This window comes from Adlercreutzia sp. CNCM I-6216 (assembly GCF_977113345.1).
On the sequence record NZ_CDSBIE010000001.1, the window covers coordinates 163,607 to 179,031 of the forward strand.

Sequence of the window (15,425 nt, forward strand, 5' to 3'; positions counted from 1 at the left end):
CCTTTCTCCTTCGTAGCGTTTCCCCGATTATAAACGAAGGGCCGCTGCGTGCGGCCCTTCGCGGGGAATTGTGCGTCGATGCCGCAGAACCATCAAGTGTAGCAAGGCTCGGTATCCGGATAGAGCGTTACATCGACGCCGTGCTCCGGAGCCGGCGCGATGCCCGCGACCTTACCATTCTCGGCGTAGGCCACAAGGCCCCCTTCCCTTTCCCCGAGAAGCCAGTACCCATCCTGCAGGTAACGCCCGTCGAAATCTGCGGAAAGGTCAGCCCCCGAGGCGGCCAGCGTAGCGGCGTCAGCGACGATGGCGCCTTGCAAGTCCATCAGACAGCTGTACGCATCGGACGATCCGTCACCCTCGGCGCCGTAGCCCTCGATCAGACGCTCCTTCGAGTCCGCGGTGACGTAGACGAGGCCGTCGGCGGCAGTGAAGCTCAGCGAACCCTCGGCCAAAGGAACGATCCACTTCTTAGTGGAAACGCTGTACAGCCCCACGAGATTCTTGTTGGCGCCCCCGTGGGGGTTCACCTTCTCGGCGCGCACGCACACCACGCCGCCCGACGAAACCTGGTCGCCCGTGAAAGCCGCGCCGTCGATGTCGCCCTCCACATTGAACGAGGCGATGTCCAACAGCACGTTGCTCGCGTAGTCCGTCACCACGGTACCAGAATCGTCGGGAATGACGCAGCCGCCGCCGATCGAAGTCGGGTAGCCCTCGGCCTGGTAGAGGACGTTGCCGTCAACATCGAGGAACATGGCTCCGTCGATGCCCTGCAATGCAAGGACGCCGTCGCGATAGCAGTCGGGGGCATTCATCATGGTAAGGTTGCAGGTGAACTCCCGGCCGGCCGCGCCCTCGTCGGCGAACCGGAAGGCCTCTGCGTCGCCGACGGTGAACACGACCTTCCCCTGCTCGTCCAGGACGACGACGGCTCCGTAGCTGCCGCCGCTCCACTCGATGAAGAGAACGAGTCGTCCGTCGGCGTAAGTGGGCGAGTTGGTCACCGATGCATCCTGCAGATTGCCCTGGAAAGTGTATCCGTAGCCGTGGACGAGATCGGTAAGGTCGACGACCATGGCGCCCGTAGCGTCCACCAGGCCGTAGTGGGTCATTTCATCGAACTCGGTGTCCCATTCCTCGTCGTACTCGCTCGTCTCCCACGTGACGAGCACCTTGCCCTCCGAGAAGCCGCCCATGGGCCTCATGTCGGGGTTCTCGAAGACGACCTCGTTGCCCTCGAGATCGGTGAGGCACACGTCGTAAGTGCCGCTTGGATGGAAGTTGGTGCCCGAAACGAAGTAGCGGTTCGGAATGGCGAGCGCCGGCTCGGCCGCGGGATCGGCCGTGGGATCCGACTCGGGCTCGGGCGCGGGTTCAGGCGCAGGCTGCGGGTCTGACGCCTGCACGGACCCGAGCTCCGGCTCCGGGGCGGGCGCGGCGAACGGGTTCGCCACCGCGATGCCCACCGCCACCACGACCGCCGCGGCTATGCCGACGACAAGACCAGTGCGCTTCTTCTTGGAAGGGGCCGGCGAAGGGCCGGCAGCAACAGCCGCTCCCTGGGTCGCGCCGCCATGGGCGGGAGCGTCCCCGGCGTCCGCGCCGCCCGCGGACGCACCCTCTGCCGGAACCTCCGGCGCCAGGGCGCCCATCGGAGCGCCGCACTTTGTGCAGAACTTGGAACCGTCCGGCATCTGGTTGCCGCAATTGGTGCAGAACATGGCTACTCCCCGTCCTTCTCGTTCGCCGCGGCCTCGTACAGGCTCGTCCCCAGCTGGGCGGCCAGCCCCTGGCGCTGCTTGTTTAGCTCGCCGATGCGGGCGTTCAGCTTGATCTTGTCGGCGCCGCGCCCCGCGGCCGCGGTCCCCCGGTTCACCGCCGAGGTCACATTGTCCAGAAATCCCATGAGAGTCCTTTCCTTTTGCATCGCCATCGAAGGCCCCGGTTTGAAGAAGGCAGATTGCTCATCAGGTGCTTTACCCATACCACATGGGCATGGGGGTCTAGATGGTTGGATGGTTTATATACAGAAGCCGGGGACCACGCCGTATGAGTAGCCGGCGCCGCCGCCGTTGTACGGGCCGCCGGAGCCCACGTACCAGAAGTAGCCCGAGTCGTCCGGACTCGGGGAACGCTCCCACCAGTTGTACGGCGATCCTTGGAAGTTCTTCACGAGGACGGAGTTGGCATCGTTCCAAATCACGTCCGTGTCGTTGAAGAGCTTGTAGCGGGTACCCTCGGCGTTGAAGATGTCGGCGGCCCACTCGTAGCCGCCTCCCCCCAGCTCGGCTGCAGGAATGGGGCCGGCCAGTTCCGCGAAGGAGAGCAGCCACAGCGAGTCGGAGGTCGTCGTCACCGAGGACGCCTCCTGGGTCTCGCCGACGTTGTTGGTGAGCTTGTCCACTGGAACAATGACCGCGTTGAGGTCTTCGGGCAGCTGAACTCGCCAGTCGCCGTTCAGATAGGCGCGCATCTGCGAGGCCTCCCAACCGCCGGCGTTGGTGGACTCTCCGTTCATGGGCGCCTCGCCCACGCAGTCGCCGAAGATGAACGTGATGCCGGCCTTGCCGCCCGCGGTCTTGTCGTCGTGGGCGAACCCGACGATCTGCACGGTGGTCTGGGTGCCGTCGGCCAGCGCCACCGACTTCACCTGGGTGCCGTCCAGCTTGCCCTCGGGCGTGCACAGGTTGTATTTCTTCGCCACCTCGATGGCCGCCGCCTCGTCGCCGGCCGCGCCGATCTCGGCCGAGATCCGGGAAAGCTCGTCCCACGTGTAGGCCTCCACCGCCGACTTCACCGCCGCGCCGGCCGCATCCTGGGAGCCACCCTGGGCGTCGCCCGCGCTCTCGTTAGCATCGGCGCTCTGGCCGTCGGCCGCGTTCGCGCCCTGGCTCGCGGCGGGAACCTCCACCGCCTCCTTGGGCTGCACGCCTGCGAGCCCGAACCAGTTCGTCGCGAACCCGGCGACGAGCACCACCAGAACCACGACAGCAGCCGCGACGGCCCCTATCTTCGCACCGTTCTTCTTGAGTGCCGGCGTCCCGCCGACGGCAGCGCCTGCCGCGCCCTGCGCGCTCCCTGCCTGGGCCGCCCCAGCCGCCTGGGCGCCCACTGGCGCCCCGCACTTCCCGCAGAAGGCCGTCCCCTCCGCGATCTCACTTCCGCACTTAGGACAGAACATACGTGCCTACCTTCCTTTCTCGGATATCTGCTTCAGTCCATCAGATCGATAAAGTCGTGGAAAGCCCGCTCATGGCCCCTTCCCGCTCCAAAGCGCAAAAGAACCCAAGAACCCTTGGGCCTCGAAGCTCTCTATTCGGTTGTATCTACTCGGTTGCTGCGGGAACGCGTCCCGCGGGAATGCTACGCTAGCGCGCGAAGGTTCGGGCCGACTTAGCGGTGAGACCCCCCAGGCACGTATATGTGCGCTTCGTTAACAGCATGTCGGCAAGTTTAGCACAGCTTGGCGACGCCATCAGGAATTTTTCGCTAACGGAATGCGCGACAAGCCTATGTCCACAGCAGAGCACCGCCTGCTGCCCCCCCATTTCAGACGCATGCCCTCTTGTGGTAACATTGGGGCTACAACAAGGAGGTGCATCATGCCAACTGCAACGAAGGACGCCGAGATAAAGTTCCGCACGAGCGAAGAGCTGAAGCGACAGACCCGGCGCGTCTACGACCGATGGGGCCTCTCCCTGAGCGAGGCCTTCAACCTCTTCATGCGCAAGTCCGTCGAGGTGGGCGGCCTCCCCTTCGATCTGCGCCCTGAGCCCTCCCCCGCCCTGAGCGGCCGGGAGACGCTGCGGCCGAATCCCGCCACAGGCATCACCGTCCTTCCAGCCTGGATGGACGCCCCCGAGGACGAGGGGCTCTACGATGACCTCGTGTGATCCCGCACCGCGCGACATCTGGCTCGCTTACGTTGGGTTCGCCGACCACGAGGGCGTGGGCAAGGTGCGGCCCGTTGTCATCTTGGACGCCTCTGGGAAGGCGAGCGTCATTACCGCGAAGATAACGGCGTCAGCAAACTATGAGCCGTCCTCTTTCGTCGAGATCTCCGACTGGGAATCCTGCGGACTTCGTCGGCCCTCCTGGGTGCAAATCGAGCCCCTTGTGGAGGTACGACGCGACAAGCTTTTGAGGGACAAACCGCTCGGGCAACTGTCCCTTTCGACCTACGAGCTTGTTTGTGCTGCGCTGGGTTCGGTCAATCAGCATCCCTTACCAGAACCTGATAAACCTCTACCTGGTGCAATGCGCCGAGGAGAAGAAGGTTCTCGCGTTCGCCTAGGACACGCATAGAGAGCACGCCGGAAAGTTCGCCCGAAGCTCCAGAGCATCCAACGGTTTATTCCTCCCCTGCCAGGCGGTAGCTCACGAGGCTGGGGCGTGCAGTCCAGGGGTCGGGGGCGATGAGGGCGTCCAGGCCGAAGACCTCGCGCAGGAGGGCCGGGGTCATCACCTCGGCCGGCGTGCCCGCGCCGCGGATGGCGCCGGATTTCAGGGCGATCATCCAGTCGGAGAAGCGGGCGGCCAGGTTCAGCTCGTGGATGACGAGCGCGATGGTCTTGCCCTGGTCGCGGTTGAGCGTCTGCAGAAGCTCCAGCACCTCCAGTTGGTGGGCCATGTCCAGGTAGGTGGTGGGCTCGTCCAGAAGGATGAGGCCCGTGTCCTGGGCGAGCGCCATGGCGATCCAGGCCCGCTGGCGCTGGCCGCCGGAAAGCGCGTCGATGGGGCGCTCGGCCAGGCCGTCCAAGTGCGTGATGGAAAGGGCCCAGTCGATGATGCTCCGATCGTCGTCGGTCAGGCGCCCGAAGCCCTTCTGGTGCGGATAGCGGCCCAGCGCCACCAGCTCGCCCACAGTGAGCCCTGCCGGTGCCTGGGGCGACTGGGGTAGCAGCGCCATCTTACGGGCCACCTCGGCCGTGGGCATCTCGGCGATGGCGCGTCCGTCCAGGTACACCGCGCCGCCGCGCAGGGGCATAGTGCGCGAGAGCGCCTTCAAAAGCGTGGACTTCCCGCAGCCGTTCGGCCCGATGATGGAGGTGATCTCGCCTGCGGGCACGGCCACGTCCATGGGCTCTATGATGACGCGGTCGCCGTAGCCCACCGACACGGCCTCGCCGCGCAGGGCCGCGTCGGCGAATTTCTCGCAGGTGCGGTCGCAGGTCTCGCAGAACAGAGGCTCATCGACGACTTCGGGCGCTTCAGGAGCGCCTTCGCGGAAGGAATCGAGGAAATCCGCTGCGTTCGGCTTCTTCACAAGCATCACCTTCTCCTAGGATCTCGCCAAAAGGTACAGGAAATAGGGCGCGCCGATGACCGCCGCCACGATGCCGACGGGAATCTCGTTGGGGGCGAGCAGCGTGCGCGAGATGATGTCGGCCAGGAGCATGAGCACCGCGCCCACGAGCACGCATGCCGGCACGAGCGTCCGGAAGTTCGGCCCCACGAGGCGCCGCGCCATATGCGGGCACACGAGCCCCACGAAGGTGAGGCCGCCGCCCACGGCGCAGGCGAGCCCCGATGCCCCCACGGCAACGGCGGTGAGGGCAGCGCGGGCCCGGGGCACGTTCACGCCGAGTCCCGTGGCCGCTGCCTCGCCGAGTCCCAGCACGTTCAGTGTGCGCGAGGCGTAGAGGGCGCCGGCCGTGAGCAGTGCCAGCCCCACGGCGAGAATGGCCACGTTTTCCCAGCTGGCGCCCCAGATGCTGCCGGCGATCCAATTCTGCACGAAGGCATAGTCGCCGTCGGACATGCGCAGCATGAGCAGCGACGTGGCGCTGGAGAGCCCCGTGGCCAAAGCGACGCCGATGAGCAGCAGCCGCCGCGGGCTGGAGGCGCCGCGCACCACCGACAGCCGCCAGCCGAGGAAGGCCACGGCCGCCGAGCCCGCGAAGGCGAGAACCGGGAGGGCCACCGCGGAGGGGAAGAGCCCCGCGGGCACGAAGACGATGAAGGCGGCTACGAGCAGCCCCGCGCCGGCATTGATGCCGAGCACGCCCGGGTCGGCCATGTCGTTGCGGGAGACACCCTGCAGAAGGCACCCGGAAAGCGACAGCCCCACGCCCACCAGAAGAGAGGTGAGCACCCGGGGCAGCCGCAAGTCCACCAGCGTGTAGGTGAGGCTCCGGCTCGCCGTGCCGGAAAGGATCTGTCCCAGCTCTTCCAAGGAAATACTGCGGTAGCCGGCGTTGATGTCGCACCACAGGGCCAAAAGCGCCAACACGGCGAGGATCGCCAGCACCGCGCCCGTGCGCAGCCGTTTCTTTCGCTCAGTCAAGGCCGGTCGCCTCCCTCCGCGCGCACCAGATGAAGAACGGCACGCCGACGATGGCGAAGATGACGCCGATGGGAATTTCGCTCGGCGCCATGAGCGTGCGGGCGAGCACGTCGGCCAGAAGCATGAACAGCGCCCCGCCCACCATTGAGGCGGGGATGACGGCCCGGTAGTCCGATCCCACGAAGCGGCGCACTATGTGCGGCGCCATGAGGCCCACGAAGGCCACCGTGCCGGCCAGGGCCACGGCCGCCCCCGCCAGAACGAGCACCACGAGCAGACACAGCGTGCGGGATTTCCCCACGTTCACGCCGAGCCCCGAGGCGGCCTCCTCGCCCAGCGAGAGCACCGTCACGCGCCGCGCCAGCACCCAAGAGGCCACAAGCGCCGCCAATATGAACGGCGCCGTCATGGCTAGCGTATCGGCGCGGATGCCGGCTACGCCGCCGGCGGTCCAGAAAGTGAGCGAGTAACCGATGTTGAAGAAGATGGCCACGCCCTGGGCGAGCGCTGTGAGGAAGAGCCCCACGGCGCAGCCGGCCAGCACTAGCAGGACGGGATCCACGTTGCGCCGGCGGAAACTCACGGCCCCGAAGACCACTGCCAGGGCGAAGGCGGCGCCTACAAACGAGCACCCCACCACCCCGGCGAAGCTCATGCCCGGCAGAAGTGCCAAGCAAAGCGCCAGCGCGAAGGCGGCCCCGGCGTTGATGCCGAGAAGCCCCGAGTCGGCCAAGGGGTTGCGGGTCACGCCCTGCATGATGGCGCCGGCCACGGCGAAGGCCGCCCCCACGAGGATGCAGCCCACCGTACGGGGCCCGCGCAGCTCCAGGATGGCCACGTGCTCCTGGTTCGCCATGTCCGGCGAGAAGAGCGCCCCCAGCACCTGGTCGGGCGGGATGGGGGTGCTGCCGAAGAACAGGGAGAGCCCCGCGGCCAGCGCGACCGCGACGACTCCCCCGATCAGGAAGATCGATGTCCTGAGGCGCGACACGAAGCGTCCCTGCTAGGCCGCCGCATCCGCATGGGCACGGAAGAAGTTGGTGAAGGCCTCGAGCTGGTTGGTGAGCGTGATGGGGTCGCGGTGCATGAAGGCCACCTGCTCGTAGGGCATGAGGCGACCGGCCTGCACGGCGGGCAGGTTCTTCCACAGCTGCGAGTCGTCCACATAGGCCGAGTCCGCGCCGTCCAGCACGCCGTAGCAGATGAAGTCGCCGGCGTAGTCGGGCAGCGCCTCCACGGAGATCACCTTGTAGGCCTCGTCGCCCTCTACCATGGGACCCTGGATGGCCTCGGGCGCCTTCAGCCCCCACATATCGTAAAGAATGGAGCCGCCACGAGCGAAGTGGCTGCCCATGGTGTAGATCTCCTGGGGCCACACCTCCAGGATGGATACGGTGCGGTCGCCCACGATGCCCACGATCTCGTCCTTCACCGTGGCCACCTTGTCGTTGAACTCGGCGATGTACGCCTCGGCGGCATCCTTTTTGCCCACCAAATCGGCGATGTAGCGGAACAGATCCTCGTCGGAGCGCGTGCCATCGGCGATGTAGACCGTCGGCGCGATCTTGGCGTACTTGTCGTAGTCGGCCTCGGTGATGGTGACGATGAGATCCGGCTGCTTCTCGGCGATCATCTCGAGCGAGGTCTCGGCCGAGGTGGTGTTCAGCGCCTCAATGCCGTCGCACAGCCCGGCGAGGAAGGGGTTGTTCAAGGCATAGGGGCTCGCGATGACCGGTTTCACGTCCACGGCCAGGAACTCGCCGAGGTAGTAGTCGCTGACGATGGTCTGGGGGTTGGTCGGAATCTCCACCGGGCCCTTGTCGGTGTCCACGGTGCGGGTGGCAGCGCTTGCGGCGGCATCGGCGTTAGAAGCGCCGGCATCGGTCGTCGCGGTGCCCTCCCCTTCCGCAGAGGAGCCGGCAGAAGAGGAGCAGCCGCCGAGCACAGGGGTCAAGGCAGCGGTAGCGAGGAAGGCTGCGAAGGTGCGGCGGGAAATCGGGGGCATGAGCACATCCTTTCCTGAAGCTGAGCAATCAGTTAGTTTCAGCGAACTTATGGCGCCAAATGTTATCACTGGCTTACTTTTATGCAAGTCCTTCGGGAAACATCCACAACCGGCGTAGCCTCATTCTAGGCAGGAGCTCCCCCACTCCCGCGTTTACCCCTCGCCTGTTGCCCAGCCGACGCTTTCCCGTAAAGCACCCTTGAGGCGGGAAAACGAGAAGGGACCGTCCGAAGACGGCCCCTTCCAGGCAAGACATTGGTTGTCGGCAGGTACCTACTCGACGATCTTGCCGTCCTCCATGGTGGCGTAGCCGCCGACGTAGACGTCGGTGGCGCGGCCCGTAAGCTCGGCTCCGATGAAGCCGGAGTTGTTGGCCTTGGAGTAGAAGTCGCCCACTTCCACGGTCCAGGCGGCCTCCGGGTCGATGACCGTGAGGTCGGCCACGCTGCCGGCCTCGATTTTCACCGGCTCCTGGCGCAGGATCTCGCGCGGGGCGACGGCCATGGCCTGAATCATGCGGCCGTAGTCGATGACGCCGGCGCGCACGAGGTTCGTGAGCACGAGGGAGAGCGAGGTCTCAAGCCCGGTCATGCCGAAGGGCGCCAGCTCGAACTCGCGGTCCTTCTCCCAATCGGTGTGGGGCGCATGGTCGGTCACGATGGCGTCGATGGTGCCGTTCGCAAGGCCCTCGATGAGCGCGGCGGCATCCTCGGCGGTGCGCAGCGGCGGGTTCACCTTCAGCGCGGTCTGGTACTCGGCGGTGATGGCGTCCTCGGTGAGGAACATGTGGTGCGGCGTCACCTCGCAGGTCACCGGCAGGCCCTCGGCCTTGGCGGCGGCCACCAGATCGAGCCCGCGCTTGGTGGTGATGTGCTGGATGTGCAGCGGGCAGCCCGTCAGACGGCACAGCGCGATGTCGCGGGCGATCTCGAGCTCCTCGCCCTCGGCCGGCCAGCCCACCATGCCCAGGCGCGTGCTCGCCACGCCCTCGTTCACCTGGCCGTCGGCCACGAGCGAGTCGTCCTGGCAGTGGGCCATGATAACCGTGTCGAACTGGTTGGCGTAGTCCATGACGCGACGCATCATGCCGGCGTCCTGGATGCCGTGGCCATCGTCGGTGAACACGGGGGCGCCATGGTTGTACATGTCGCCCATATCGGAGAGCACTTCGCCCTTGAGATCCTTGGAACAGGCGCCGGCCACCACGACGCGGCATTTCCCCACGGCCGCGGCGCGAGCCTTCACATATTCCACGGCCACGGCGTCGTCGACCACCGGACTCGTGTTCGGCATGGTGCACACCGCGGTGAAGCCGCCGTGGGCCGCCGCACGGGAGCCGGAGGCGATGTCCTCCTTCTGCTCCTGGCCCGGATCGCGGAAGTGCACGTGCATGTCCACGAGGCCGGGGGTGACGATCTTGCCGGAAAGGTCGCGCTCGACGCCCTTCTCCATGGCGAGGTCGTGTCCCACCTCCACGATCTTGCCGTCGCGGATGAGGATGTCGGCCACGTCATCGAGGCCGATCTGGGGGTCGATCAGACGGGCGTTCTTAAGCATCAATGCCATCGTTGCTACCTCCTAGGAGCAGGTACAGGGCGGCCATGCGCACGAGCACGCCGGCGTAAACTTGGTCGAGGATGATGGAGCGCTTGGGATGGTCGGCCATGAAACTGTCCAGCTCCACGCCGCGGTTGATGGGGCCCGGGTGGCACACGCACGCGTCGGGCTTCAAAAGACGGTCGCGCTCCTCGGTGAGGCCGTAGAGCAGGTTGTACTCGCGCAGGTTCGGGTACGGCGCGCCCTCGAAGCGCTCGCGCTGGATGCGCAGCATGTACACCACGTCCAGCTCGGGCAGCGCCTCGTCGAGGTTGCTCGTCACGTGGTCGGCGCCGAGGATGTCAGGGCGCGCGGGCAGCAGCGTCGGCGGCGCGATGACCGTCACCTCGCAGCCCATGATCTTGAGCGCCGGGATAAGCGAGCCGCACACGCGGGAGTGGGAGATGTCGCCCACGACGCCCACATGCAGGTTGTCGAAGGAGCCCTTCTCCTCCCAGATGGAGTACAGATCGAGCAGCGCCTGGGTGGGATGCTGGTGCTTGCCGTCGCCGGCGTCGATGACCGACACGCCGGACACATCCGCGATCTTGCGGGGCACGCCGGCCCAGCGATCGCGCACCACGATGCAGTCGATCTTGTAGGAGCACAGCGTCTTCACGGTGTCCACGAGGCTCTCGCCCTTCACCGTGGCCGTGGAGGAGCCGCCGAAGTTCAGCGAGTCGGCCGACAGGCGCTTCTCGGCGATCTCGAAGGAGGAGCGGGTGCGGGTGGAGGGCTCGTTGAACATGTTCACCACGGTGAAGCCCTTCAGCGTGGGCACCTTCTTGATGCGGCGCTCGTTGACCTGCTTGAAGGTCTTGGCCGTCTCTAGGATGGTCATGATGTCATCGGCGGAGTACTCCGTGATGTCGATGAGGTGCTTGTGATCGAAGGCCATGGACCTACTCACCTTCCTTTTTCGTCAGGGCAGCGGCGCCTGCGCGCTTGCCCGGCTCGATGTCCAGAATCTCCACGGCCGAGATGCCGTCGACTTCCTCCAAGAACAAACGCACGTTCTCGCTGGAGGACGAGGGGACGTTCTTGCCCACGAAGTCGGCGCGGATGGGCAGCTCGCGATGGCCGCGGTCGACGAGGACCGCCAGCTCCACGGCGGCGGGGCGGCCGATGTCCATGAGAGCGTCGAGCGCCGCGCGGATGGTGCGGCCCGTGTACAGTACGTCGTCCACGAGCACGATGGTCATGCCGTCGATGGAAAACGGGATGTCGGTGGAATGGACCTCGGGGGACATATGGGTCGCGAAGTCGTCGCGATAGAAGCTGATGTCCAGCTTGCCCAGGGGAACCTTGACCCCCTCGATCTCCTCGATCTTGTGAACGAGCATCTTCGCGAGAAGGTCGCCTCGCGTGACGATGCCCACGAGCGCGAGGTTTTCCGCGCCCTTGTTGGCCTCGAGAATCTGGTGCGCCATGCGCGTCACCGCTCGCTCGATGTCGTCTGCATCCATGCAGACCGACTTGACCATGCTCTCGTCGTTCATACACACTCCCTTCGTAAGGTCAGTGCGTACAGACGAGTCCGCGAAGCCCCGCGTCCGAGTTTTCCGCGAGCTTCGTGCCGCCGCGCGGGCAAAAGAAAAAGCCCGTCTGGCGACTAGGCTTCCTGCGTCGTTGCGCTTGCCGCCCGCTTGACGGGCGCTGCGCTGATTGGGGTTACCTTGTCGGCCTCTCTGTACCGCATTTAAAGGACGGTTGCACCATACACCGCAGAAAGATGACTTGCAAGCCTTGTATTGAATTTTTTCTAAAAAGGCGAAAATGGGATGGCCACAGGTTCGCCCAAGGAAGTCAGCGAGGCTCCGACAGGTGCCTGCAATTCGCTTGAAGCGCGGCCGAGCGGCCTTGGGGCCGTGAGGGAAAGCGCTGAATGCGAAGGGCAGGTGCCTGTCGGAGCCGCAGCGTCGAGAATTCCCGTTGTTGCGTCAGCAACGACGGAATCTAAAAGTTCTCGGCCTTGATCTCGAAGTAGCCCTGCGGGTGCTCGCAGACGGGGCACTTCTCGGGGGGCTCGGTGCCGATCTCGATGTGGCCGCACACGGTGCACACCCACACCTTCACTTCCTTGCGGCGGAACACCTCGTCGTTCTCGATGCGCTCGATGAGCAGCTGATAGCGGTTCTCGTGGCTCTTCTCGATGGCGGCCAGGCCCTCGAAGAAGTCGGCCAGATCGGCGAAGCCCTCCTCGCGGGCGGTTTTGGCATAGTCGGTGTAGATGCCGACCTCCTCGTCCTCGCTAGCGGCGGCGGCCTTCAGGTTGTCAAGCGTCCCTGGTACCTTCCCGCCGTGCATCTTCTTGTAGTGCAGCTTCGCGTGGTGCAGCTCGTTGCCGGCGGTCTCGTTGAAGATGTCGGAGATCTGCTTGTAGCCGTCCTTGGCGGCCTGCTGGCCGTAGAACGTGTACTCGCAGTAGGCCACGGCCTCCTGGGAGAGCGCGCTCTCCAGGTTCTTCCATGTCTGGGACTTCTCAAGTTCCATGGGTTCCAACTCCTTTCACCACGGCCTCGCTCGTGCGGGCGCCGTATCGTCCTACCTATAGTGAGACTCGGCGCCGCGAGTTGCGGCGGCTAACCTTAAGGAGTTGGGTAATCGTAACTTCGCCATTGCACCCCCGACAAAAAGGAAGGCCGCCCGAAGGCGGCCTTCCCCATGATGCTCTGCGTGGCGAGAAGCTTAGGCCTTGTTCAGGCTGTCCAGCTCCTTCTCCAGCGCGGTGTTGTCCGCAGCGGAGATCCAGCCCTCGGGGATGGGGGCGTCGTTGTGGCACTGCGAGCACATGTTCACGGAAGCGCGATGCGCCTTGTGGCAGTCGCTGCACTGGTTCTCACCGTGCTGGGCCACGTGCGGGTTGCGCTCCAGATCGGCGGTGGCCTGGATCAGGTCGTCGCGAGTCATGTTGTGGCAGGACTCGTTCAGGCAGAACTGATCGGGCTCGATGCCGCGGGCGGCCACGAGATCCTCGAGGGACTTCTCGGGCACGACCTGCTGGCCGGTCTGGGTGTTCAGAACCTCGTAGCTGCCGGTGATCCAGCTCATGCCCTCGCCGATCTGCTCGGACAGGGTGGGCACGTGGCAACCGAGGCAGGTGGTGCCGTTCTGGGCGCGATGCACAGCGGCCATCATGCCGGAGGCGTTGGCGACCTCGTTGCCCCACACGTCAGTGGCGGCCTGGCCGGGCTCGGCCTCATAGGTGGGCAGGTAGGCGTCCATCGGGGTGTGGCAGATGGCGTTGCAGAAGCTCGGCTGCTCGTGCCATACCCAGAAGCCGGCGCCGGCCACGACGAGCACAGCGACGACGACGCCCACGACGATGGGCCACTTCTTCTTTTTCTTCTGGGCGGCAGGCTCGGCAGTCTGCCCGTCCACCTTTTTCTCTTCTTCTGTCATGCCTCTTCCTTCCAGTTGGGGATCCTCGAGATGCCCTTATGGCATCTCCTTCCTTCGAAGCGAGCGATCTGCCCTCCCCAGCTGACCTCTGAACCTCGAGGGGCAAGGGCGGCGCCATTCGAAGCGCGACGCCATCGCCCCTTGGGGTTTCGCTTCGATGTGCATGATACCTGAACTTGGCTGCAATTGACAACGCCGATCACCGCGAAATTCTCGCCAATGGTGTTTTTAGCCCATCGAGAAGAAAAGAGAGAGAAATTGGACCAAGGAAATCAGCGAGGCTCCGACAGGTGCCTGGAATTGCCCCGCCTTTCACCCAAGCGTACTTCGGTACGCGCCGAGGTGAAAACAAGGGGCAAGGCCAGGTGCCTGTCGGAGCCGCAGCGTCGGCGTTCCCGTTCGTCCCGTCAGGGCGAACGGAACTACTCCTGAATACCGTCGGTCTGGCGGATGAGCTTGCGCTTGATCTTGCCGCCGATGGTCTTGGGCAGCTCGTCCACGTACTCGATGATGCGCGGGTACTTGTAGGGAGCCGTGGTCTTCTTCACGTGGTCCTGCAGCTCGCGGGTGAGCGCGTCGGTGCCCTCGTAGCCCTTCGCGAGCACGATGGTGGCCTTCACCACTTTGCCGCGGATGGGATCCGGCGCCGCCGTAACAGCGCACTCCACCACGGCCGGATGCTCCACCAGCGCACTTTCCACCTCGAAGGGGCCGATGCGGTAGCCGGAGCACTTGATGACATCGTCGTTGCGACCCACGAAGTAGCAATAGCCGTCGGAATCGCGCCAAGCCATGTCGTGGAGGTTGTAATACTCCCCTCCCACGGCCTCCTCCGTACGCTCCGGGTTGCCGTAGTAGCCCACGAACAACCCCGGCGGGTAGGCCTCTTTCAGGCCCGTCACGCAGATGGCGCCCTCCTCGCCGTCATCGACCTCGCGGCCGTCGTCGTCGAGCAGCTTCACGTTGAGCAGGGGCGACGGCTTGCCCATGGAGCCGGGCCTCGGCTCGATCCACGGGAAGGTGGCCAGAAGCACCGGGCCCTCGGTCTGGCCGAAGCCCTCGCGGATCTTCTTGCCGGTGAGGCGCTCCCATTGAATGGTCACCTCCGCGTTCAGCGGCTCGCCGGCCGTGGCGAAGTTCTCCACGCTGGACAGATCGTAGGCGGCCACATCCTCCTGCAGCATGAAGCGGTACATGGTGGGCGGCGCGCAGAAGGTGGTGAGCTTGTAGTCCTGGATCTTCTGGAGAAGCTTGGTGGGCACGAACTTGTCCATGTCGTAAGCGAAGATGGTGGCGCCGGCGATCCACTGGCCGTAGATCTTGCCCCAGCCGAACTTGGCCCAACCGGAGTCGGTCACCGACATGTGCAGCTTGTTCTCCTGCACCTGCTGCCAGTACTTCGCCGTTATGATGTGGCCGAGCGGATGGGCGAAGTTGTGCTCCACGGCCTTGGGGTTGCCCGTCGTGCCGCTCGTGAAGTACATGAGCATGATGTCTTTGGAGGTGACGCCCGCCTCGCCGGTCGGACGCTCGAAGGTATCGGGGTAGCCGGCGATGAGCTCGTCGAAATCGACCCAGCCCTCGCGGGAGCCGTCCACGATGAACTTCTCGCGCACCGTGGGGCAATCGGGCATGGCCTCTTCCACCTGCGTGCAGACGTACTCGTCGTTCACGGCGACGATGGCCTTCACGTCGGCGCTGTTGGCGCGGTAGACCACATCCTTGCGCGTGAGCTGCAGCGACGCGGGGATGATGGTGGCGCCCAACTTGCAGAGGGCCACGGCGCACACCCAGTACTCCCAGCGGCGGCGCAGGATGCACATGACCACGTCGCCCTTGCCGATGCCGAGCTCCTTAAAGGCGTTGGCGGCCTGGTTGGACAGGCACTTGATGTCGGTGAACGTGAACACACGCTCCTCGCCGGCGTCGTTGGTCCACAGAAGCGCCCGCTTGTCGGGCTCCACGGCGGCCCACTCGTCGACGACGTCGAAACCGAAGTTGAAGGCCTCGGGAACCTCGATGGTGAAGTTCTCGGCGAAGTCCTCGTAGGAATCGAACTCAATTCTCGGGCAGTACTTCTTCAGAACATGATCCATAGTGGTGCTTCTCTCTGCTCTCCTATTTGTTGTCCTC

The 15,425-nt window shown here is 65.1% G+C and carries 15 protein-coding genes; 2 read left to right on the forward strand and 13 right to left on the reverse strand.

Annotated elements, in window-relative coordinates:
• Positions 1 to 92: 92 nt before the first annotated feature.
• The 3 genes from ACYVRU_RS00710 to ACYVRU_RS00720 form a co-directional block, all read right to left on the reverse strand.
• Positions 93 to 1,724: a zinc ribbon domain-containing protein gene (locus ACYVRU_RS00710; protein ID WP_452039256.1), complete on the reverse strand. Its 1,632-nt coding sequence runs from the start codon at positions 1,722 to 1,724 to the stop codon at positions 93 to 95.
• 2 nt (positions 1,725 to 1,726) lie between these two features.
• The gene (locus tag ACYVRU_RS00715) at positions 1,727 to 1,909 is read right to left on the reverse strand and encodes a hypothetical protein (protein ID WP_452039255.1); all 183 of its coding nucleotides are present in this window, start codon (positions 1,907 to 1,909) and stop codon (positions 1,727 to 1,729) included.
• A 114-nt stretch (positions 1,910 to 2,023) separates the two neighbouring features.
• Positions 2,024 to 3,184 carry a DUF6273 domain-containing protein gene (locus tag ACYVRU_RS00720; RefSeq protein WP_452039254.1) on the reverse strand — a complete coding sequence of 387 codons (1,161 nt, stop codon included), beginning with the start codon at positions 3,182 to 3,184 and terminating at the stop codon, positions 2,024 to 2,026.
• 421 nt (positions 3,185 to 3,605) lie between these two features.
• On the opposite strand from ACYVRU_RS00720, the gene ACYVRU_RS00725 reads away from it, so the two are divergent.
• Positions 3,606 to 3,896, forward strand: coding sequence for a type II toxin-antitoxin system RelB/DinJ family antitoxin (locus ACYVRU_RS00725; protein ID WP_452039253.1), 291 nt, complete (start codon positions 3,606 to 3,608; stop codon positions 3,894 to 3,896).
• Positions 3,883 to 4,308: a type II toxin-antitoxin system PemK/MazF family toxin gene (locus ACYVRU_RS00730; protein WP_452039252.1), complete on the forward strand. Its 426-nt coding sequence runs from the start codon at positions 3,883 to 3,885 to the stop codon at positions 4,306 to 4,308. Before ACYVRU_RS00725 ends, ACYVRU_RS00730 begins: the two co-directional genes overlap by 14 nt.
• 46 nt (positions 4,309 to 4,354) lie before the next feature.
• On the opposite strand, the gene ACYVRU_RS00735 is transcribed toward ACYVRU_RS00730, so the two are convergent.
• From ACYVRU_RS00735 to ACYVRU_RS00780, 10 genes are all read right to left on the reverse strand, one after another.
• Positions 4,355 to 5,269, reverse strand: a complete 915-nt coding sequence (locus ACYVRU_RS00735) for an ABC transporter ATP-binding protein (RefSeq protein ID WP_452039251.1) — start codon at positions 5,267 to 5,269, stop codon at positions 4,355 to 4,357.
• Positions 5,270 to 5,284: 15 nt separating this feature from the next.
• Positions 5,285 to 6,289 carry a FecCD family ABC transporter permease gene (locus ACYVRU_RS00740; RefSeq protein ID WP_302808956.1) on the reverse strand — a complete coding sequence of 335 codons (1,005 nt, stop codon included), beginning with the start codon at positions 6,287 to 6,289 and terminating at the stop codon, positions 5,285 to 5,287.
• Positions 6,282 to 7,280, reverse strand: a complete 999-nt coding sequence (locus ACYVRU_RS00745) for a FecCD family ABC transporter permease (protein WP_452039250.1) — start codon at positions 7,278 to 7,280, stop codon at positions 6,282 to 6,284. Before ACYVRU_RS00745 ends, ACYVRU_RS00740 begins: the two co-directional genes overlap by 8 nt.
• Before the next feature lie 12 nt (positions 7,281 to 7,292).
• A complete protein-coding gene (locus ACYVRU_RS00750) occupies positions 7,293 to 8,294 on the reverse strand; it encodes an ABC transporter substrate-binding protein (RefSeq protein ID WP_417178121.1) in 1,002 nt (333 codons plus the stop codon).
• A 273-nt stretch (positions 8,295 to 8,567) separates the two neighbouring features.
• Positions 8,568 to 9,860, reverse strand: a complete 1,293-nt coding sequence (locus tag ACYVRU_RS00755; protein ID WP_452039249.1) for a dihydroorotase — start codon at positions 9,858 to 9,860, stop codon at positions 8,568 to 8,570.
• The gene (locus ACYVRU_RS00760; protein ID WP_114539020.1) at positions 9,844 to 10,788 is read right to left on the reverse strand and encodes an aspartate carbamoyltransferase catalytic subunit; all 945 of its coding nucleotides are present in this window, start codon (positions 10,786 to 10,788) and stop codon (positions 9,844 to 9,846) included. Before ACYVRU_RS00760 ends, ACYVRU_RS00755 begins: the two co-directional genes overlap by 17 nt.
• A gap of 4 nt (positions 10,789 to 10,792) precedes the next feature.
• Positions 10,793 to 11,389: a bifunctional pyr operon transcriptional regulator/uracil phosphoribosyltransferase PyrR gene (gene pyrR, locus ACYVRU_RS00765; protein ID WP_157011658.1), complete on the reverse strand. Its 597-nt coding sequence runs from the start codon at positions 11,387 to 11,389 to the stop codon at positions 10,793 to 10,795.
• A 457-nt stretch (positions 11,390 to 11,846) separates the two neighbouring features.
• Positions 11,847 to 12,383 carry a rubrerythrin family protein gene (locus tag ACYVRU_RS00770; protein ID WP_161127867.1) on the reverse strand — a complete coding sequence of 179 codons (537 nt, stop codon included), beginning with the start codon at positions 12,381 to 12,383 and terminating at the stop codon, positions 11,847 to 11,849.
• A gap of 195 nt (positions 12,384 to 12,578) precedes the next feature.
• The gene (gene cgr1 / locus ACYVRU_RS00775; protein ID WP_114539017.1) at positions 12,579 to 13,292 is read right to left on the reverse strand and encodes a cytochrome c-type protein Cgr1; all 714 of its coding nucleotides are present in this window, start codon (positions 13,290 to 13,292) and stop codon (positions 12,579 to 12,581) included.
• A 422-nt stretch (positions 13,293 to 13,714) separates the two neighbouring features.
• On the reverse strand, positions 13,715 to 15,388 hold the full coding sequence (locus ACYVRU_RS00780; protein ID WP_157011662.1) for an AMP-binding protein: 1,674 nt from the start codon (positions 15,386 to 15,388) through the stop codon (positions 13,715 to 13,717).
• Positions 15,389 to 15,425 lie beyond the last annotated feature (37 nt).